We start from the raw sequence: 17,893 nt of genomic DNA on the forward strand, positions 1-17,893 counted from the left end.
CGTCGTTGTTTGAACCTAGTCGTCTGAATAGCGCTGCTCGGCCCAGGGATCGCCGCGGTTATGATAGCCGCGGACTTCCCAGAAGCCCGGCGCATCCTCGGTCAGGAATTCGATGGCCTGGAGCCATTTGGCGCTCTTCCAGAAATACAGATGCGGCACGACCAGCCGCACCGGGCCGCCATGCTCGTCCGACAGTGGCTGACCGGACCAGCTATGGGCCAGCAACGCGTCTTCGGCGGCAAAGTCATCCAGGGCGAGGTTGGTGGTGTAGCCGTCATGGGAATGCAGCACGACGAAGCGCGCATCCTCGCGCGGTTGGCAGGCCGCGAGCAGCTCGCGCGTCGCGAGCCCTTCCCACTGGTTGTCGTAGCGCGACCAAGTGGTGACGCAGTGGATGTCGGAGATGAACTGCGCCTGCTTCTGGGCGGCGAACTCGGCAAAGGTCCAGAACACGGGGGTCTCGACCGCGCCGTAGACGTCGAGCCGCCAGCGCTCGCGCGAGACCGGCGGCACCACCCCGAGATCGAGCACCGGCCAGTCCTTGGTGAGGTGCTGGCCGGGCGGCAGGCGCTGATCCTCGGGGCGTGCGATCTTGCCCGTGAGAAAGCGACCTTCGCGCGCCCATTTCTCCTTGGTGCGCGTCAGCTTGCTGTCGGGCGGCTCGTTGTCGTCGGCCATGGCCTACTCGTAAATGGGCTACTCGTAAACGGGCTACTCGTGGCGGTGCATCGCGGAGGCGTGCTTGGTGTCACGCATGGTGGAATAGATGATCAGCGACAGGCAGATGACGCTGGCGAGATAGTAGTAAAACCACTCCTCATGCCCGATGCTCTTGAAATAGAGCGCGATCGCCGGTGCCGTACCGCCGAAGATCGAGACCGTGATCGCATAAGGCAGGCCGACGCCGAGGGCGCGGACATTGGTCGGGAACAGCTCGGCCTTTACCACCGCGTTGATCGAGGTGTAACCGGCGACGAACAGCCACGCGCAGCAGATCAGGATGAACGCCATGAAAGGTGACTTGGTCTCCTTCAGCGTCATCAGCAGCGGCACGGTTGCGAGCGAGCCGGCGACGCCGAAGAAGATCAGCAGCGGCTTGCGGCCGATCTTGTCGGAGATGGCGCCATAGATCGGCTGCAGGATGGTCGCGAAGATCAGCGTGCCGAAGATCACGAAGGTGGTCTGATCCTCGGTCAGCTCGACCGAAAGCTTGACGAAGGTCTGCATGTAGGTGGTGAAGGTGTAGAACGCCGCCGTGCCGCCCGCGGTGAGGCCGACGACCAGCAGCAGCTCGCGCGGATAGCGCAGCAAATTGGCAATCGAGCCGGTCGGCTTCACCACCTTCTTGGCTTCCTCGAACGCTTCGGTCTCGTGCAGGCCGCGCCGCATCACGGCGGCGAAGATCGCCAGCATCGCGCCGATCGCGAACGGGATGCGCCAGCCCCAGGCCCTCAGCTCCTCCGGCGTGAGGAAGACCTTCTGCAGGAGCAGCAGCACGATGATGGCCGTGAGCTGGCCGCCGATCAGCGTGACGTACTGAAAGCTGGAATAGAACCCGCGATGCTTGGGATCGGCGACCTCGCTGAGATAGGTCGCGCTGGCGCCGTACTCGCCGCCGAGGCTCAGGCCCTCGATCATGCGGGCCAGCGCCAGGATCACCGGTGCGGCGAAGCCGATCGAGGCATAGGTCGGCGTCAACGCGATGATCAGCGAGCCGAAGCACATGAAGACGACCGACAGCGTCAGCGAGATGCGTCGCCCGTAATGATCGGCGATATAGCCGAACAGCCAGCCGCCCAGGGGCCGCATCAGGAAGGTCGCCGCGAAGACGACGGCGACGTTCAATTGCTGCACGACGGGATCGCTGCCGGGGAAGAAGGCAGGCGCGAAATAGAGCGCGAACGCCGTGTAGGCGTAGAAATCGTACCACTCGACGAGATTGCCGACCGAGCCGATGAAGATCGCCTTGATCCGGCGCTTGGCGTCGGCGATGTCGATGTGGTCGGAGGCCGGTTGGGTTGCTTGCTCTGTCACGTCCGGCCTCCAGAAATCCGATTATCTGGGAGCCTACATCGCCTTTCCCAGCAGAAATGGCAACTGGCGGGGGCCTCTCACCGTGCCTTGTGACCAGGTCACGGCACCTGCCGGGTCGAGCCTGAAGTCCGGTATCCGCTTCAGCCATTCCTCCAGCGCAACCTGCATCTCCATCCGCGCCAGATTGGAACCGACGCAGCGGTGGATGCCGAGGCCGAAAGCGGCGTGACGGTTCTCACGGCGGTCGATCACGACCTTGTCGGCGTCCGGAAACATTTTTGGGTCGCGGTTGGCGGCGGGGAAGGACAGCAGCACCATGTTGCCCGGCTTCACCGGACAGCCCGAGATCATGGTCTCCCCGACCACCTCGCGCGCCATCGTCACCGGCGAATAGGCGCGGAGCAGCTCCTCCACGGCGGTCGGGATCAGCCCGGGCTCGGCGACCAGGCGCTCGCGGTCGACAGGCGTTTTGGCGAGGTGCCAGAGCGAAGAGCCGATCGCGCTCCAGGTGGTGTCGATACCGGCGATCAGCAGCAGGCGCAGCGAGCCCAGCACGTGGGAGTCCTCGAGTGGGTTCCCCTCCTTGTCTCTGGCATTCATCAGATAGGAGATCAAATCGTCGGTCGGCTTGTTCTTGCGCGCCTCGATATGGGCGCTGAAATAAGCGCTCATCTCGTGCACGGCCTGGAGCAGCATGCTCTCGTCCTTGATGCCGAGCTCGAGGATCATGTGGATCCAATTGACGAAGAGATCGCTGTCGCTCTCGGGAATGCCCAGCATGTGGGCGATCGCGCGCACCGGAATGTGTTTTGTGTAACGTGCGGCCGCATCCACTTGGCGATCCGCGATGAAATCGTCGATCAGCTCGTTGCAGATGGCGCGCACCCGCGGTTCGAGCTTCTTCATCGCATCCGGCGTGAACGGCGGCAACAGCAATTGCTTGGCCGGCTTGTGCATGGGGGGATCGGAGGTGATCGGCGGAGCCGCATTCTTGGCAATCTCCTTGCGCACGTCGCGGACGATGATGCGGCGCGAGGAGAAATGCTCGGTGTCGTTGGCGATCTCGCGGATCGCGTCATAGGTCGTCGGCAAATAGCAGCCGAGAAAGCGGTTTGTGTGCACGACCGGGCTCGCGGCGCGCAATTCATCCCAGATCGGAAAAGGATCCTCCGTCCATTGCGGATCAGTGTGGTCGAAATCATGGACCCAGTCGGTCACGGGCGGATGGGCGGCGGGCTGGCTGACGTCGGACATCTCGGGAATCCCTTGAGGCTCGTGTTCGCGGAAGGCACGCGGGCGGCAGGATTGCGCTACTCCTCGATCACGTCGATTGCGATTTCCGGACAGTTGGATTTGGCAAGCCAGGCCTTGTCTTCAAGGCCGGGCGGGACAGTGCCGTCGCCTGCTTCGTGGGCGTTGCCATATTCGTCGAGATCGAACAGCTCCGGCGCCAGCGCCTTGCAGCGGGCGTGGCCCTGGCACTTGTCCGGATCGACGTGAACCCTCAGTCGCTCTGTCATGGCGGCTTCCTCGGTCGTGTGCGCTCGGCCCGAAGGCAGCGCGCGTTCCCATTTGCGTTTCTATTTAAGTTATAGGCTATTACATTCGCGCCAGGCTTCCCCTGTCAAGCGCAAACTTATAGGCTTCGCCGTAACATGCGCCCACACCTCGCCCGCAAGCCCGAGAACACCTATCACCACGGCGATCTCCGCGACGCCCTGATCAAGGCTGCGCTGCGCGAGGCGGAGCAGGGCGGTACGGAGGCGATCAGCATCAAGGCGCTGGCGAAACAGCTCGGCGTCTCGCAGCCGGCGCCCTACCGACATTTTGCCGATCGCGAGGCGCTGCTTGCGGCGGTGACGGCGGAGGCATTCCGGCAGCTCAGCGCGATTTTGCGGGCGGCGATGGCGAAGCCGGCGAAACGATCAAAACTGTCGCAGCTGGCGCGGGCGACGCTCGATTTCGGTCTGCAGCGCAACGGCATCTATCGCTTGATGTTCGCTTCGCGCACCGTGTCCTGCGCCGGCAAGGGCAGCGAGTTGCACGAGGCCACGCGAGAGACCTTCGCGTTGGTGGTCGAAGCGCTGGAAGCGCCGGCGGTCGGCTATTTGCGCGAGCGGCACGCGCTCAAGATCTGGGCGGCGCTGCATGGCGTGGTGATGCTGGCCGAGCAGGGCCTGTTCACCGGAGAGGCGGCGCACGCCACGCGCGAGGAATTGGTCGAGGATTTCGTCAACGAGACGAAGGCTGCGCTCGCGGTTGCGATCAAAGACGCACGGCGCCAGAAGAAGACCGGCGCCTAAGCTTTTGCTTTCAGCAGCTTCATCAGCTTGTCGACCGCGCTGTCCGGGGTCGTGACGACGGGCCGACCAGTCGCTTCCGCAACCAGCGGTGCCGTCGCCGCGATGCTGAATTGGGCCAGCGCAATGACGTCGCAATCGCGCAGATCCTTTGATGCTTCGACAATCAGCCGGTCGTGCGTGGCGCGGTCACCGCGATCGAGCGCGGCCAGTGCGCCTTCGGCAAGTTTCGGCACGACCCGGACGGAGGCCGGAAACTCCGGCGGCATCGAGGCCAACGTCGGCGGAAAGGTCGAGAGCAGGCCGATCCGCTGGCCCATCGTCACCGCCCGTTCGATCATGGCTTCGTTCGGCTTGAGCACCGGCATCGGCATATGCGCGCGCGCAACCGCCTCGATGCAGGGACCGAAGGCCGAGCAGGTGAACAGGATCGCGTCCGCGCCGGTCGCCGCGGCGTAATCGCCGAGTGCGAGGAAGCGCTCGGTCATGGCCTCGTTGAGTGCGCCATCGCGCGCCAGATCGGCCGACAGGCTGTCGTCGAGCAGATTCATGAGCCGCGCCTCCGGCCACGCCCTTGCGAACGCCGCCTCGATCGGGGCGATGGAGTGCTTGAGGGCGTGGATCAGGGCGATGCGAGGAGACGCCGTCATAGAACGTTACCCGATAGAAGGTTTCGTGCCCCGGACGCAGCGCAATGCGCAGTATTGCGCTGCAGAGCCGGGGCCCATTGTGGCGGCTGGGCCCCGGCTCAGCGCAGCAGCGTTGCACGCTGCAGCGCGTCCGGGACATGCGAGGCCTTTACTTGAATGGCACCGCGTACATCAAGCCGCCCTTGCTCCAGAGGCCGTTGAGGCCACGCTCGAGCTTGAGCGGGCTCGCCTTGCCGACATTGCGCTCGTAGATCTCGCCGTAATTGCCGGTGGCCTTGATCGCCGAAACCAGCCATTTGTTGTCGAGCCCGAGCCGCGAGCCGAGATCTCCGGAGGCACCGAGCAGCCGCTGCACCGCGGGTGTCTGCGACTTCGCCATCTCGTCGACATTGCCTTGCGTGACGCCGAGCTCTTCCGCCTCGATCAGCCCGTAATGCAGCCAGGTGATGATGTCGCTCCAGACCTCGTCGCCGTTGCGGGTGAAGGGGCCGAGCGGCTCCTTGCTGATGGTCTGCGGCAGCACGACGTAGTCGGTCGGGTTCGGCGCCGCGGTCGTCACGGCGCCGGCGAGTGCCGAAGCGTCCTGGGTCATGGCATCGCAACGGCCGCCGAAGAAGGTCTGGTACATGGTGTCGACGCGGTCGAACACCAGCGGCTTCCAGTCGATGCCGTTGGCGCGGCCGTAGTCGCCGAGCGTGACCTCATGCGTGGTGCCCTGCGCGACGCAGACGGTGGCGCCCTTGAGGTCCTTGATCTCCTTCACGCCGAGGTCCTTCTTCACGACAAAGCCCTGGCCGTCGTAGAAGTTGATCGGGCCCTGCCGCAGGCCGAGCGTGACGCCGCGCAGATAGGTCTGCGTCGAGTTGCGGTAGAGCACGTCGATCTCGCCGGACTGGAGCGCGGTGAAGCGGTTCTGCGCGGTCAGCGAGACGTAGCGCACCTTGCTGGCATCGCCGAGCACGCCGGCTGCGAGCGCGCGGCAATAATCGACGTCGAGACCCTTGTAGTTGCCTTGCGAATCCGGCGCGGAGAAGCCGGCAAAGCCGGCGCTGACGCCGCACACCAGCGTGCCGCGGCCCTTCACCGTGTCGAGCGTTGCCGCCGACGCCACGACCGTCGATGCCGCGAGCAGGCCTGCTCCGATAACCACTTTCCTCATCATGTTACTTTCCCCTCAATGATTGACACGACGCAACGCGTTGTCGACGGCGGTGCCGAGCTTGTCGACGATCAGGTCGATCTCGTCAGCCGAAGCGATATAGGGCGGCGCCAGCAGCACGTGGTCGCCGCGGAGGCCGTCCACGGTGCCGCCGCCGGGATAGCACCCGAGGCCGTTGGCAAAGGCCTCCGCCTTGATCTTCTGATTCAGCTTCAGCGCCGGATCGAACGAGCTGCGGCTGGCGCGATCGGCGACGAGCTCGATGGCCCAGAACAGGCCGCGGCCCCTGATGTCGCCGACATGGCGGTGATTGCCGAAGCGCTCGGTCAGCCGCTGCTCGAGCTGCTTGCCGCGCTCCTTGACGCATTCGAGCAGGCCGTCCTCGCGGATCACGTCCTGTACCGCCAGCGCAGCGGCGCAGGCGAGGGGATGCGCCAGATAGGTGTGACCGTGCTGAAACGCACCGGAGCCGGCGCGGATGGTGTCGACGATCTTGCCGCTGGCGAGCATCGCGCCGATCGGCTGGTAGCCGCCGCCGAGGCCCTTTGCAATCGCCTGGATGTCCGGGGTCACACCTTCCTGCTCCCATGCATGCGTGGTGCCGGTGCGGCCCATGCCTGACATGACCTCGTCGAGAATGAGCAGGGCGCCATGCCGATTGCAGATCTCGCGCACCGCCCTGAAATAACCGTCCGGTGCGGTGACGGCGCCGGCGGTCGCGCCGACGACGGGCTCGGCGAGGAATGCCGCAACCGTGTTGGGGCCGAGGCGCTGGAACTCGGCTTCGAGCTCTGCGGCGAGCCGCGCCACGAACTGCGCATCCGATTCACCGTCGTGCTTCTCGTGATAGGCGAAAGCCGGCGTCACATGGCTGAACGCGCCGGAGAGCAGCGGCGCGTAGGGCGCGCGCCGCCAGGCATTGCCGCCGGCGGCGAGTGCGCCGAGCGTGTTGCCGTGATAGCTCTGTCGTCGCGCGATGAAATGCTGCCGCTGCGGCTCGCCGCGTTCGATGAAATATTGCCGCGCGAGCTTGATGCTGGCCTCGATCGCTTCCGATCCGCCGCTGACGAAATAGGCGTAGGCGAGACCGCCTGGCTCGTGCCCGACCAGCCTCTCGGCCAGCGCCTCCGCCGGCTCGGAGGAGAAGAAGGCGGTGTGCGCATAGGCCAGTGTCGAAGCCTGCTTCGCCATCGCCGCGATCACGCGGGGATGCTGATGGCCGAGGCAGGAGACCGCCGCGCCGCCGGACGCGTCGATCACGCGCCGACCGTCCTCGGCGAAGAGATAAACGCCTTCGCCGCCGATCGCCTTGGGTGGCGTCTCACGCAACGAGCGATGCAGCACGCGGCTGGTGCGGGCGGCCATGGGTCAACCTTTCTCTGGGACGTAAATGGAGGCCGCAGCGAGCCGCGCCTCGGTATTCTCCAGGCGCTTCTTCGCAGCCTTGCCGCCGAGCGAGAACGTCACTGCGGCGAGCGACTGCGCGATTGCAATGGCGCCGGTGAGACTCGGGAAAAAGCCGGGCGACGAGGCCGCCTCGAACAGCAGCACGTGATCAGCACCCTCGGCCATTGGCGCCGAAAGACTGTCGGCTATCGCGATCAGCATTGTGCCGGCACGATGAGCGGCTTGTGCGACACGGACGCTGGCGTGGGTGTAGGGCATGAAGCCGATGACGATGACGGCCTCACCAGGCCGGAAGGCGCCGAGATCGAGATCGTCGGGGCCGGACACGCCGACGAGTTGCACCTGTTCGGGACGAAACAGCCGGAGCTCGTAGTTCAGCAGCTCTGCAACGCTGCGGCAGCTACGATAGCCCGCGATCCAGATCCGCTTTGCGTCGTTGAGCGCGCGGGCGGCTTCCACGACAGGCTGCGCAGGAATGCGCGGAAGGCCGGCGCCTTCGGCCTCGAGCTTGTCGGTAACGAGTGTGACGTCGGCATTCGGACCGTGACGGCGGCTCTTGGCGCGGACGGAAAACGGCGCGATCTCCGACGGACGCCGTGCCTCCGTCAGCGCCGCCCGCAATTCGTCCCAGCCGGAATAGCCGATCGCCTTGGCGAGCCGCGTGAACGCGGCGGGGTCGGCACCGGCAACCGCTGCGAGATCGCGCATCGACCGGGTGGTGGCGTCGTAATCATTGGCGGCGACGAAACGGCCGACCTCCTGCAAGCGCATCGGGAGCGATGGCAATGCGATGCGCAGTTCGCTCAGCGGCGAGGATTTCGCGGGCTCGACCATGAAACATTTGTTGCACGATTTAGTGTTTGGTGCAACAGTTGACGTGCGCCGCCGGAAATCGCTGCATTTCAACAAGGGGTTTTTGTGCTGTGACCTCCGATCACCCCAGACCGCCGCCGCGCCGCCGCTTCTTCGCGTTCGGGCGCAACGAATTGAACGGTCTGTTCTGGCAGGTCCTGGTTGTCGGGATCGTCGTCGGGGTCGTCGCCTTCCTCTGGTCCAACACCGTCACCAATCTCTCGGCCCGCCGCATCACGACCGGCTTTGCCTTCCTCGGCCGCGAAGCGGGCATGCCCATTTCCGACAGCCTGCTCGCCTACAATCCGAGAGACAGCTACCTCTGGGCCTTCATTGTCGGCGTCGCCAACACCTTGCGTGTCGCGGTGATCGGCATCGTGCTGGCGACCATTTTGGGTGCGCTGATCGGCATCTCGCGGCTGTCGGCGAACTGGTTGCTGTCGCGGCTTGCCGCCGTCTATGTCGAAGCGCTCCGAGACATCCCGCTGCTGCTTCAACTGCTGTTCTGGTACGTGCTGATGCAGGCGCTGCCGGCCGCGCGGGCGGCTTGGCGGCCGGTCGAGGGAGTCTTCCTGTCCAATCGCGGCCTGATCCTGCCGGCGATTCCGCTCGGGCCGATGCAGCTTTGGGTGCTCGGCACCGCCGTTCTGGGCTGTGCGGCGCTCTATGTCATCCGGCGATGGCTGATCGCCCAGCAGATGCGCGACGGCAAGCCGCGGCCCGCCTGGCCCTTTGCGCTCGGCCTCGTTGTCATGCTGCCGGTGGCGGTGTCGTTGCTGCGCGGCGTATCCTGGACGATTGAATGGCCTGAGCTGCGCGGTTTCAACTTCGTCGGCGGGCTGACGCTTGCGCCGGAATATTTTGCATTGCTGATCGCGCTCGTCACCTACACCTCGGCTTTCATCGCCGAGATCGTGCGCAGCGGCATCCAGTCGGTGCCGCGCGGGCAATGGGATGCCGCCAACGCGCTCGGCCTGCGCCGCAGCTTCATGCTGCGGCAGATCATCCTGCCGCAGGCGCTGCGCGTGATCGTGCCGCCGATGACGAGCCAGTACCTCAATTTGACCAAGAACTCTTCGCTCGCGGTCGCGATCGGCTACCAGGACGTGGTCTCGATCGCCAACACCACGCTGAACCAGACCGGACAGGCGATCGAGGCGATCGCGCTGATCATGGCGGTGTTTCTGACCATCAGCCTCGGCATCAGCTTCTTCATGAACTGGTACAATTCGCGCATCGCACTGGTGGAGCGCTGAGCATGACGGCGATCGCCGACATTCCGGACGCACCGCGCGCCGCCCGCCGTCCGCAAACGGGCAACCCGGTGCTGCGCTGGCTGCGCACCAATCTGTTCTCGTCGATCCCGAACGGCATCCTCTCGATCGTGCTGCTGGCGGTGCTCGCAAAGGGCATCTTCAGCTTCGCGCAATGGGGCATCGCCAACGCGGTCTGGCTGACACCGGCAAACGACTCCAGCGCCTGCAAGGCGGTACGGGGCCTCGGCGCCTGCTGGGCGATCATTCCCGAAAAATACCGCTTCATCCTGTTCGGCACCTATCCGTTCGACGAGCAGTGGCGGCCGGCGCTGGCCGTCGTACTGTTCATCGCGTTGTTCTATCTCTCGACCCGCCGTGCCTTCTGGCGGCGCGAACTGGTCTTTCTCTGGATCGGTACGCTGGCGCTGATCAGCCTGCTGATGTGGGGCGGCGTGCTCGGCCTGTCCTTCGTCTCGCAGGACCGCTGGGGTGGCTTGCCCGTGACGCTGATCCTGGCGACGTTCGGATTGGCATGCGGCTTCCCGCTCGGCATCCTCGTTGCACTCGGCCGACGTTCGAAATTGCCGGCGGTCCGCTCCATCAGCGTGCTCTATGTCGAGCTGATCCGCGGGGTGCCGCTGGTGAGCCTGCTGTTCATGGCGAGCGTGATGTTTCCGCTGTTCATGCCCAGTGGCTTCAATATCGACAAACTGCTGCGCGCACAGATCGCGATCATCCTGTTCGCGGGCGCTTATCTGGCCGAAATCATCCGCGGTGGACTTCAGGCCGTGCCGCGCGGGCAGTATGAGGCGGCGGATGCACTGGGGCTGTCTTACTGGCGCAAGCATCGGCTGATCGTCTTGCCGCAGGCGATCCGCCACGTCATCCCGCCGCTGGTCAACACCTTTATCGCCTTCTTCAAGGACACCAGCCTCGTCCTGATCATCGGTATCTTCGACCTGCTGACGACGGCCAAGACCGCGATCATCGATCCGGCGTGGCAGCAATTCTCCGTCGAAGTCTACATCTTTGTCGCCGCGATCTATTTTGTCTTCTGTTTCGCGATGTCGCGCTACAGCCGGAGCCTGGAGGCGGGGAGCGCGAGGTGAGATCCCGTGTCCCGGACAAGGCGCAGCGCGATAGCGCTGTGCCGCGACCCAGGGAGACATGGGAGGTCGTAGGGGGCATGGACCCCGGCTCTGCAGCCGCACCGCCGAAGAGGCGCTGCGCTGCGTCCGGGCACGAGCACTCTACTTCTTCACCTTCGGATCAATCGGCGTCGTGCCGCGCAGGCCCAAAACGTCCTCCAGCACCCTTGCGCCCGCGATCACCTGCGCGTCGCTCCGCGGTGCGCCGACGACCTGCAGGCCGACCGGCAGACCCGACGCCGTGAAGCCGCAAGGTAGTGACAGCGCAGGGCAGCAGGCCAGCGTGATGGCGTAGACGATGCCGAGCCACTCGACGTAATTGTCGAATCTCTTGCCGGCGCATTCGGCGACATAACGGTGCTCGACCGGGAAGGGCGGCACGATCGTAGTCGGCACCAGCAGCAGGTCGTAGGTCTTGAAGAACTCGATCGCGCGGGCGGTCATGCCGACGCGCTGTGCCTCTGCGCGCTCGAGACGCTCGACGGTGAGCTTGAGGCCTTCCTCGATGTTCCAGATCACTTCGGGCTTGAGCAAATCGCGCTTGGTGCGCAGCAGTTGTGCCTTGCTGATCGCAAAATCGAAGGCACGCAGCACGTGGAAGCATTCGTGCGCTTCGCGCCAGTCCGGATGCGCCTCCTCGACAATGGCGCCGGCCTCGGCGAAGCGTTCCGCCGCCTTGCGCGTGATCGCTTTCACCTCGGGATCGACGGGCGTGATGCCGAGATCGGGCGAATAGGCGATGCGCTTCGGCTTGCTGCCCGACCGTGCCGCCGTCAGGAACGAGGTCGCAGGCGCCGGCAGCGACAGCGGGTCGGCAGCATAGTCGCCGCTCATGGCATCGAGCAGCAGCGCGAGGTCCTCGACATTGCGGGCCATCGGCCCCTGCACGCCGAGATTGCGGTCGATGCCCGCCTTCGGCGTGTGCGCGACGCGGCCGATGCTCGGCCGCATGCCGACGATGCCGCAGAAGCTTGCAGGGCTGCGCAGGCTGCCGCCCATGTCGGAGCCTTGCGCGAGCCAGGCCATGCCGGTGGCAAGCGCCACCGCCGCGCCGCCTGAGGAGCCGGCGGCCGATTTCGATGTATCCCAGGGATTGAGAGTGGCGCCAAAAACCTCGTTGAAGGTGTTGGCGCCGGCGCCGAATTCGGGCGTGTTGGATTTGGCGTAGACAACCGCCCCGTTGCCTTCGAGGTTCTCGACCATGAGGTCGGACTTCGCGGGAATATTGTTCCGGTAGATCGGCGAGCCCTGGGTGTTCAGCACGCCTGCAACGTCGGTCAGGTCCTTGATCGGCACCGGCAGGCCCGCGAGCAGCCCGCGCGCACCGGCCGGCTTCCGCATCAGCGCCTTGGCGCTGTCCCGCGCGCGATCGAAGCACAGCGTCGGCAGCGCGTTGACCTTGCTATCGACCTCACTGATGCGCTTCTCGAGCACATCCAGAAGCTCGATCGGCGAGACGTCGCCGGACCGCAGTCTGTCGACGATGACGCAGGCGGTTTCGCGGATCAGGTCTTCAGACAATTATCTTACTCCTTGTTATTCCGTCATTGCGAGCGCGGCGAAGCAATTCAGGATTGCCCCCGCGGAGATAGTCTGGGTTGCTTCGCTACGCTCGCAACGACGGTGTGTGGTGCGGGAGCGACAGGCGTCAACTAACCCCATCCCGCACTGATGCCGCCATCCACCGTGTAGATCACGCCGGACGTATAGCCGGCGCGATCCGATGCCAGGAACGCCATGAGATCGCCGATCTCGCGGGCATGCGCAGGCCTGCCGAGCGGCAGGCTCTTCTGGAATTCCTTGTAGCGGCTCTCGTCACCAAACTGGTGCTTGGCCCGCGTCTTCAGCAGCGTGACGTGGCGGTCGGTGCCGACAGGGCCGGGATTGATGCCGACCACGCGGATGTTGTCGGTGAGGCTCTTGCCGCCGAGCGCGCGGGTGAAGGCCATCAGCGCGGCGTTGCCGGCGCTGCCGCAGATATAGTTGGCGTCGAATTTCTCGCCGGCAGCGCCGATGTCGTTGACGATGACGCCGTGCCCGCGCGCCTTCATCTGCGCGTAGATTTGCCGCGTCAGATTGATGTAGCCGAACACTTTCAATTCCCAGGCGTGCCGCCAGGTCGCCTCGTCGATCTTGTCGATGGAGCCGCCCGGGATGTCGCCGGCATTGTTGACGAGCACGTCGATGTCGGCGGCTTCTTTCGCCAGCCGCGTCAAATCCTCGCTCTTGCGCAAATCCACGATGCTCGTGGCGGCATCGATCTGGTGCGCGGAGCGCAAGCGCTCGGCCAGAGACTTGAGCTGATCGCCGCTGCGCGCGGCGAGCAGGAGATGGCAGCCTTCCTCGGCAAATGCCTCGGCGGCCGCTGCGCCAATGCCCTTGGACGCGCCCGTGATCAGGACGCGCTTGCCACGCAGATGCAGATCCATGGGATTTACTCGCTCGGTGGGAACAGCATGAAATCAGTAGGCGGTTGGCCGCGCCACGGTCAACATTGCAGTGCAGCGTTGCACTGCCGCCGCGTTTGGTCCATTGCAGTGCGGTCAAAAAGGCGGCGGCTGCCGGACCAACCAGGGACGTTCTCGATGAGCAAGAAACAATACCGGATCGCAGTCATTCCCGGCGACGGCATCGGCAAGGAAGTGATGCCTGAAGGCCTGCGCGTTCTGGAGGCAGCGGCGAAGAAGCACGGGGTGTCGCTGCATTTCGACCATTTCGACTTCTCGTCCTGGGAGTATTACGAGAAGCACGGCCAGATGATGCCGGACGATTGGAAGGAAAAGATCGGCAAGCACGATGCCATCTATTTCGGCGCGGTCGGCTGGCCGGCCAAGATTCCGGATCACGTCTCGCTCTGGGGCTCGCTGATCAAGTTCCGCCGCGAGTTCGACCAGTATGTGAATTTGCGTCCGGTGCGGCTGATGCCCGGCGTGCCGTCGCCGCTGGCGGGCCGCAAGCCCGGCGACATCGATTTCTGGGTGGTGCGCGAGAACACCGAAGGCGAGTATTCCTCCGTCGGCGGCCGCATGTTCCCTGACACCGACCGCGAATTCGTGACGCAGCAGACGGTGATGACCCGCGTGGGCGTCGACCGCATCCTGAAGTTTGCCTTCGAGCTCGCGCAGTCGCGGCCGAAGAAGCATTTGACCTCGGCGACCAAGTCCAACGGCATCTCCATCACCATGCCCTATTGGGACGAGCGCGTGGAGGCGATGGCCAAGAAGTTTCCGGGCGTGAAGTGGGACAAGTACCACATCGACATCCTCACCGCGAACTTCGTGCTGCATCCGGACTGGTTCGACGTCGTGGTCGGCTCCAATTTGTTCGGCGACATCCTCTCCGACCTCGGCCCGGCCTGCACCGGCACGATCGGCATCGCGCCGTCGGGCAACATCAACCCCGAGGGCGATTTCCCGTCGGTGTTCGAGCCGGTGCATGGCTCGGCGCCCGACATCGCGGGGCAGGGCATCGCCAACCCGATCGGCGCGATCTGGTCGGGTGCGATGATGCTCGAGCATCTCGGCGAGAAGGATGCGGGCCGATCGATCGTCGACGCGATCGAGCGCACGCTCGCCGAGCGCACGTTGCGCACAAAGGACCTCGGCGGCAACGCGGACACGACGGCCTGCGGCAAAGCGGTCGCGGAGATGGTGGATTAGGCCGAGTTGCCAACCAAGGCGTCGTCCCGGCGAAGGCCGGGACCCATACTCCGTGTCGAGGTTGTTGCGCGAATTTGCCAACTCCGAGTCTTCGCATAACCACGTCCTGTGGTTATGGGTCCCGGCCTTCGCCGGGACGACGCCGATAGGCCTAACCGACGATCTTCTCGATCGCCGCCTGGTTGAGCCCGAACTTCTTCCCGGCCTCCAAAATCTCCTGCCAGGTCGTGGGGTCGACCGGAATACCCTCAGCCAGCCGCTTCATCTTCGTCTCGCGCTCGGGCTCGCCGGCGATCTTCACCTTGTCGACGCCGGGGGCAGGCGGCGAGCCGGTGTGCCAGGCGACGAAACTCTCGACTTCGCGCGCAAGGTTCTCGGCGGTGCCGAGCTTGCCCGGGTCAATGATGATCGAGAGCATGCCGTTGAGGACGTTGTACTTGCCGTCGGACGGGCCCTTGACCGCCTGCCCGCCGGAGAGCGCGCCCCCGAGGATTTCGCACACCAGCGCGAGGCCCGAACCCTTGTGCTCGCCGAACGGCAGGATGGCGCCGTGCGGCGGGATCACGGTGTAGCGCGGGTTGTTGGTCGGCTTGCCTTCATTGTCGATGATGGTGCCGGGCTCAAGCTCGACGCCCTTGTTGTGGGCGACGCGGGTCTTGCCCTGCGCGATCCTGCTGGTGGCGAAGTCGAGCACGATCGGGTCCTTGCCCCTGCGCGGGATACCGACGCAGAACGGATTGGTGCCGTGGCGCCCATCGCTGCCGCCCCACGGCGCCACGATCGGGCGCGAGATCACGTTGACGAAGTGGATCGATACCAGCCCGTGGTCAATGCACTGCTCGGCCCAGTGGCCGATGCGGCCGATGTGGTGCGAGTTCGACAGGCCGACGAGACACACGCCGTTGCGCTTGGCGCGCTCAGCCGCCAGCTCCATCGCTTCATGTCCGATCACCTGGCCATAGCCCGTGAGGCCGTCGAGGGTGAGAAGCGGACCAGTGTCGAGCACGATTTTGACGTGCTGGTTCACGGCGAGGCCGCCCGTGGTGACACTTTGGACGTAGCGCGGGATCATGCCGACGCCGTGCGAATCGTGTCCCCTGAGATTGGCTTCGACCAGGTTGGTGGATACCAGCTCGGCCTCGCGGTCCGTAGAGCCGCCGGCCTTGACGATGGCGCGGATGACGTTGGTGAGAGGCTGTGCCTTGATAGTGCGGTAATCGGCCATTGTTGTTGCTCTTATCCCTTCACGATCCTGCGGCAGTGCTCCCATGCCGCATGAATGAGGTTCTCGCTCGCCTCCGGCGTGCGAAACGCCGAATGCGCCGACAGCGTCACGTTCGGAATCTTCGTCAGCGGATGATCGCCGGGCAGCGGTTCGATGTTGAAGACGTCGAGGCCGGCATGGCGGATGTGCCCTGACTTCAGCGCGTCGATCATCGCGGCCTCGTCGACGACGGCGGCGCGGGCGGTGTTGATGAGGATGACACCGGGCTTCATCGCAAAAATCTTCTCGCGGTTGATCATGCCGCGCGTCTCGTCGTTGAGCAGCAGGTGCAGCGAGACGACGTCGCTCTTAGCCAACACCGTATCGAGATCGGCGAATTCCACGCCCGGATGGCTCTTCGGCGAACGGTTCCAGGCGATCACCTTCATGCCGCTGCCCGAGGCGATGCGTGCGACCTCGGCGGCGATGCCGCCGAAGCCGATCAGGCCAAGCGTCTTGCCGGTGAGCTGCATGCCGTCCTCGCGCAGCCAGTTGCCGCCGCGCATCTCGCGATCCATCATCGCGATGACGCGGGCCGAGGCCCACATCAGCGCGATCGCGGATTCTGCCACAGCGGTATCGCCATAGCCCTTGATCAGATGGACGGAGATACCGAGCTGGCTAAGCTCCTCCGGATTCATGTAGCTGCGCGCGCCGGTGCCGAGGAACACGACGTGCTTGAGGCCCGCGCATTGCTTCGCGACCTCGGTCGGCAGTGCGGTGTGGTCGACGATCGCGATCTCGGCGCCATCAAGGATTTCAGGATATTGCTCGGGCTTGATGTCGGGATCCCTGTGGATCCGCATCTTGGGATCACCAGGCTGCTCCAGCCGCTCCATGATCACGGCGAGAGCTTCATTGGCGTCGACGAAAACTCCGCGCATGGTTCTCTCCGGTCAGGCTGCGACGCCGGCGATCGCCAGCACGGTATGCATCAGGACGTTGGTGCCGGCCGCGCAATCCGGCTGCGTCGCGTCTTCCAGCTCGTTGTGGCTGATGCCGTCCTTGCAGGGCACGAACACCATTGCCGCCGGCATGATGGTGTTGAGGTTGCAGGCGTCGTGGCCGGCGCCGGAGGTGATGCGGCGAGAGGAATAGCCGAGCGTCTTGGCCGCGTTCTCCACCGCTGCAATCAATTTGGGATCGAAATGCGTCGGCGGTTTGCGCCAGACCAGATCGATCTTGACCTCGACCTTGCGGCGCGCGGCGATCTCCGAGATGGCCGCGCGGAGATCGCGATCGAGCGCGTCCATGATCGTGCCATCGGCGCTGCGGCAATCCATGGTGAAGGCGATCTCGCCGGGGATGACGTTGCGCGAGGGGTTTGCGATCACGGCCTCGCCGATGGTGCCGACCGCTTTCGGCCCGTGCTTCCTGGCGATGGCTTCCATCGCCAGCACGATCTCGGAGAGCGTGGCGAGCGCATCGCGCCGCAGCGGCATCGGCGTCGATCCCGCATGGCTCTCGAAGCCGGAAATCTTGCCGTCGTACCAGAGCACGCCCTGGCCGGAATCGACCACGCCGATGGTCTTGCCTTCGGCTTCCAGGATTGGCCCCTGCTCGATGTGCAATTCCACGAAGCAGCCGAGCTTCTGGAAGCCGACCGGCTTGTCGCCGCGATAGCCGATGCCGTCGAGCGCCTGGCCGACGGTGACGCCTTCGACGTCCTTGCGCGACAGGATGTCGTCGGTGGTGAAGTCGCCGACATAGGCCGCGGAAGCCATCATGGCGGGGGCGAAGCGCGAGCCCTCTTCGTTGGTCCAGTTGACGACGCAGATCGGCGCCTCGGTCTCGATGCCGGCATCGTTCAGCGTGCGGATGACTTCGAGCGCGCCAAGCGTTCCCAGAATGCCGTCATACTTGCCGCCGGTGGGCTGGGTGTCGAGGTGCGAGCCGATCCCGACGGGCAGCTTCGACATGTCGCGGCCCTTGCGCAGGCCGAACTGCGAGCCGAGCGCATCGGTGTGCACTTCGAGGCCGGCGTCCTCGCAGGCCTTGCGGAACCAGTTGCGCACCTGCTTGTCCTCGGCGCTCAGCGTCAGCCGCCGCACACCGCCCTTGGCCGTCGCGCCGAATTGCGCGGTCTCGTGGATGGAGCCCCAGAGGCGGGCGGAATCGATTTGCAGATTGGTGGCGGCTCGGCTCATGCGGTCATTCTCTCGGT

17 protein-coding genes are annotated in these 17,893 nt (G+C 64.9%); 4 read left to right on the forward strand and 13 right to left on the reverse strand.

The window, feature by feature from the left end; genetic code table 11:
• Nucleotides 1-15: 15 nt before the first annotated feature.
• The 4 genes from IVB31_RS00900 to IVB31_RS00915 are packed head-to-tail and all read right to left on the reverse strand — an operon-like array spanning nucleotide 16 to nucleotide 3,554.
• A complete protein-coding gene (locus tag IVB31_RS00900) occupies nucleotides 16-678 on the reverse strand; it encodes a sulfite oxidase-like oxidoreductase (protein WP_247317474.1) in 663 nt (220 codons plus the stop codon).
• 33 nt (nucleotides 679-711) lie between these two features.
• Entirely contained in the window at nucleotides 712-2,034 is a 1,323-nt protein-coding gene (locus tag IVB31_RS00905; protein WP_247317475.1) for an MFS transporter, read from the reverse strand.
• A gap of 33 nt (nucleotides 2,035-2,067) precedes the next feature.
• A complete protein-coding gene (locus tag IVB31_RS00910; protein ID WP_247317477.1) occupies nucleotides 2,068-3,288 on the reverse strand; it encodes a cytochrome P450 in 1,221 nt (406 codons plus the stop codon).
• A gap of 56 nt (nucleotides 3,289-3,344) precedes the next feature.
• Nucleotides 3,345-3,554: a ferredoxin gene (locus IVB31_RS00915; protein WP_247317479.1), complete on the reverse strand. Its 210-nt coding sequence runs from the start codon at nucleotides 3,552-3,554 to the stop codon at nucleotides 3,345-3,347.
• A gap of 135 nt (nucleotides 3,555-3,689) precedes the next feature.
• Here IVB31_RS00915 and IVB31_RS00920 point away from each other — a divergent pair, with 135 nt between their 5' ends.
• The gene (locus tag IVB31_RS00920) at nucleotides 3,690-4,337 is read left to right on the forward strand and encodes a TetR/AcrR family transcriptional regulator (protein WP_247317481.1); all 648 of its coding nucleotides are present in this window, start codon (nucleotides 3,690-3,692) and stop codon (nucleotides 4,335-4,337) included.
• Here the strand turns inward: IVB31_RS00920 and IVB31_RS00925 are convergent.
• From IVB31_RS00925 to IVB31_RS00940, 4 genes are all read right to left on the reverse strand, one after another.
• Nucleotides 4,334-4,984 carry an aspartate/glutamate racemase family protein gene (locus tag IVB31_RS00925; protein WP_247317483.1) on the reverse strand — a complete coding sequence of 217 codons (651 nt, stop codon included), beginning with the start codon at nucleotides 4,982-4,984 and terminating at the stop codon, nucleotides 4,334-4,336. The two genes, IVB31_RS00920 and IVB31_RS00925, sit on opposite strands and share 4 nt — an antisense overlap.
• A 148-nt stretch (nucleotides 4,985-5,132) precedes the next feature.
• Nucleotides 5,133-6,146, reverse strand: coding sequence for an amino acid ABC transporter substrate-binding protein (locus IVB31_RS00930; protein WP_247317484.1), 1,014 nt, complete (start codon nucleotides 6,144-6,146; stop codon nucleotides 5,133-5,135).
• 12 nt (nucleotides 6,147-6,158) lie between these two features.
• A complete protein-coding gene (locus tag IVB31_RS00935) occupies nucleotides 6,159-7,508 on the reverse strand; it encodes an aspartate aminotransferase family protein (protein WP_247317487.1) in 1,350 nt (449 codons plus the stop codon).
• Nucleotides 7,509-7,511: 3 nt separating this feature from the next.
• Nucleotides 7,512-8,384, reverse strand: a complete 873-nt coding sequence (locus IVB31_RS00940) for a MurR/RpiR family transcriptional regulator (protein ID WP_247317490.1) — start codon at nucleotides 8,382-8,384, stop codon at nucleotides 7,512-7,514.
• A gap of 89 nt (nucleotides 8,385-8,473) precedes the next feature.
• On the opposite strand from IVB31_RS00940, the gene IVB31_RS00945 reads away from it, so the two are divergent.
• Nucleotides 8,474-9,658 carry an ABC transporter permease subunit gene (locus IVB31_RS00945; protein WP_247317493.1) on the forward strand — a complete coding sequence of 395 codons (1,185 nt, stop codon included), beginning with the start codon at nucleotides 8,474-8,476 and terminating at the stop codon, nucleotides 9,656-9,658.
• A gap of 2 nt (nucleotides 9,659-9,660) precedes the next feature.
• Nucleotides 9,661-10,767 carry an amino acid ABC transporter permease gene (locus tag IVB31_RS00950; RefSeq protein WP_247317496.1) on the forward strand — a complete coding sequence of 369 codons (1,107 nt, stop codon included), beginning with the start codon at nucleotides 9,661-9,663 and terminating at the stop codon, nucleotides 10,765-10,767.
• A 141-nt stretch (nucleotides 10,768-10,908) separates the two neighbouring features.
• Here IVB31_RS00950 and IVB31_RS00955 read toward each other — a convergent pair whose 3' ends face one another.
• Both IVB31_RS00955 and IVB31_RS00960 read right to left on the reverse strand, forming a co-directional pair.
• The gene (locus tag IVB31_RS00955) at nucleotides 10,909-12,327 is read right to left on the reverse strand and encodes an amidase family protein (protein ID WP_247317498.1); all 1,419 of its coding nucleotides are present in this window, start codon (nucleotides 12,325-12,327) and stop codon (nucleotides 10,909-10,911) included.
• A 131-nt stretch (nucleotides 12,328-12,458) separates the two neighbouring features.
• Entirely contained in the window at nucleotides 12,459-13,235 is a 777-nt protein-coding gene (locus tag IVB31_RS00960; protein WP_247317500.1) for an SDR family oxidoreductase, read from the reverse strand.
• Between the two features lie 156 nt (nucleotides 13,236-13,391).
• Between IVB31_RS00960 and IVB31_RS00965 the strand changes: the two genes are divergently transcribed.
• Nucleotides 13,392-14,465, forward strand: coding sequence for a tartrate dehydrogenase (locus tag IVB31_RS00965; RefSeq protein ID WP_247317503.1), 1,074 nt, complete (start codon nucleotides 13,392-13,394; stop codon nucleotides 14,463-14,465).
• 151 nt (nucleotides 14,466-14,616) lie between these two features.
• Here the strand turns inward: IVB31_RS00965 and IVB31_RS00970 are convergent, their stop codons facing one another.
• The 3 genes from IVB31_RS00970 to IVB31_RS00980 are packed head-to-tail and all read right to left on the reverse strand — an operon-like array spanning nucleotide 14,617 to nucleotide 17,876.
• Nucleotides 14,617-15,690 (reverse strand): malate/lactate/ureidoglycolate dehydrogenase, encoded by a 1,074-nt coding sequence (locus IVB31_RS00970; RefSeq protein ID WP_247317505.1) that lies wholly within the window; start codon nucleotides 15,688-15,690, stop codon nucleotides 14,617-14,619.
• An 11-nt stretch (nucleotides 15,691-15,701) separates the two neighbouring features.
• Complete coding sequence (locus IVB31_RS00975; protein WP_247317506.1) at nucleotides 15,702-16,613, reverse strand: NAD(P)-dependent oxidoreductase; 912 nt, start codon at nucleotides 16,611-16,613, stop codon at nucleotides 15,702-15,704.
• 12 nt (nucleotides 16,614-16,625) lie between these two features.
• Nucleotides 16,626-17,876 carry a Zn-dependent hydrolase gene (locus IVB31_RS00980; protein WP_247317508.1) on the reverse strand — a complete coding sequence of 417 codons (1,251 nt, stop codon included), beginning with the start codon at nucleotides 17,874-17,876 and terminating at the stop codon, nucleotides 16,626-16,628.
• Between the last annotated feature and the right edge of the window lie 17 nt (nucleotides 17,877-17,893).

It is taken from the genome of Bradyrhizobium sp. 21 (genome assembly GCF_023073335.1).
Classification (GTDB): Bacteria; Pseudomonadota; Alphaproteobacteria; order Rhizobiales; family Xanthobacteraceae; genus Bradyrhizobium.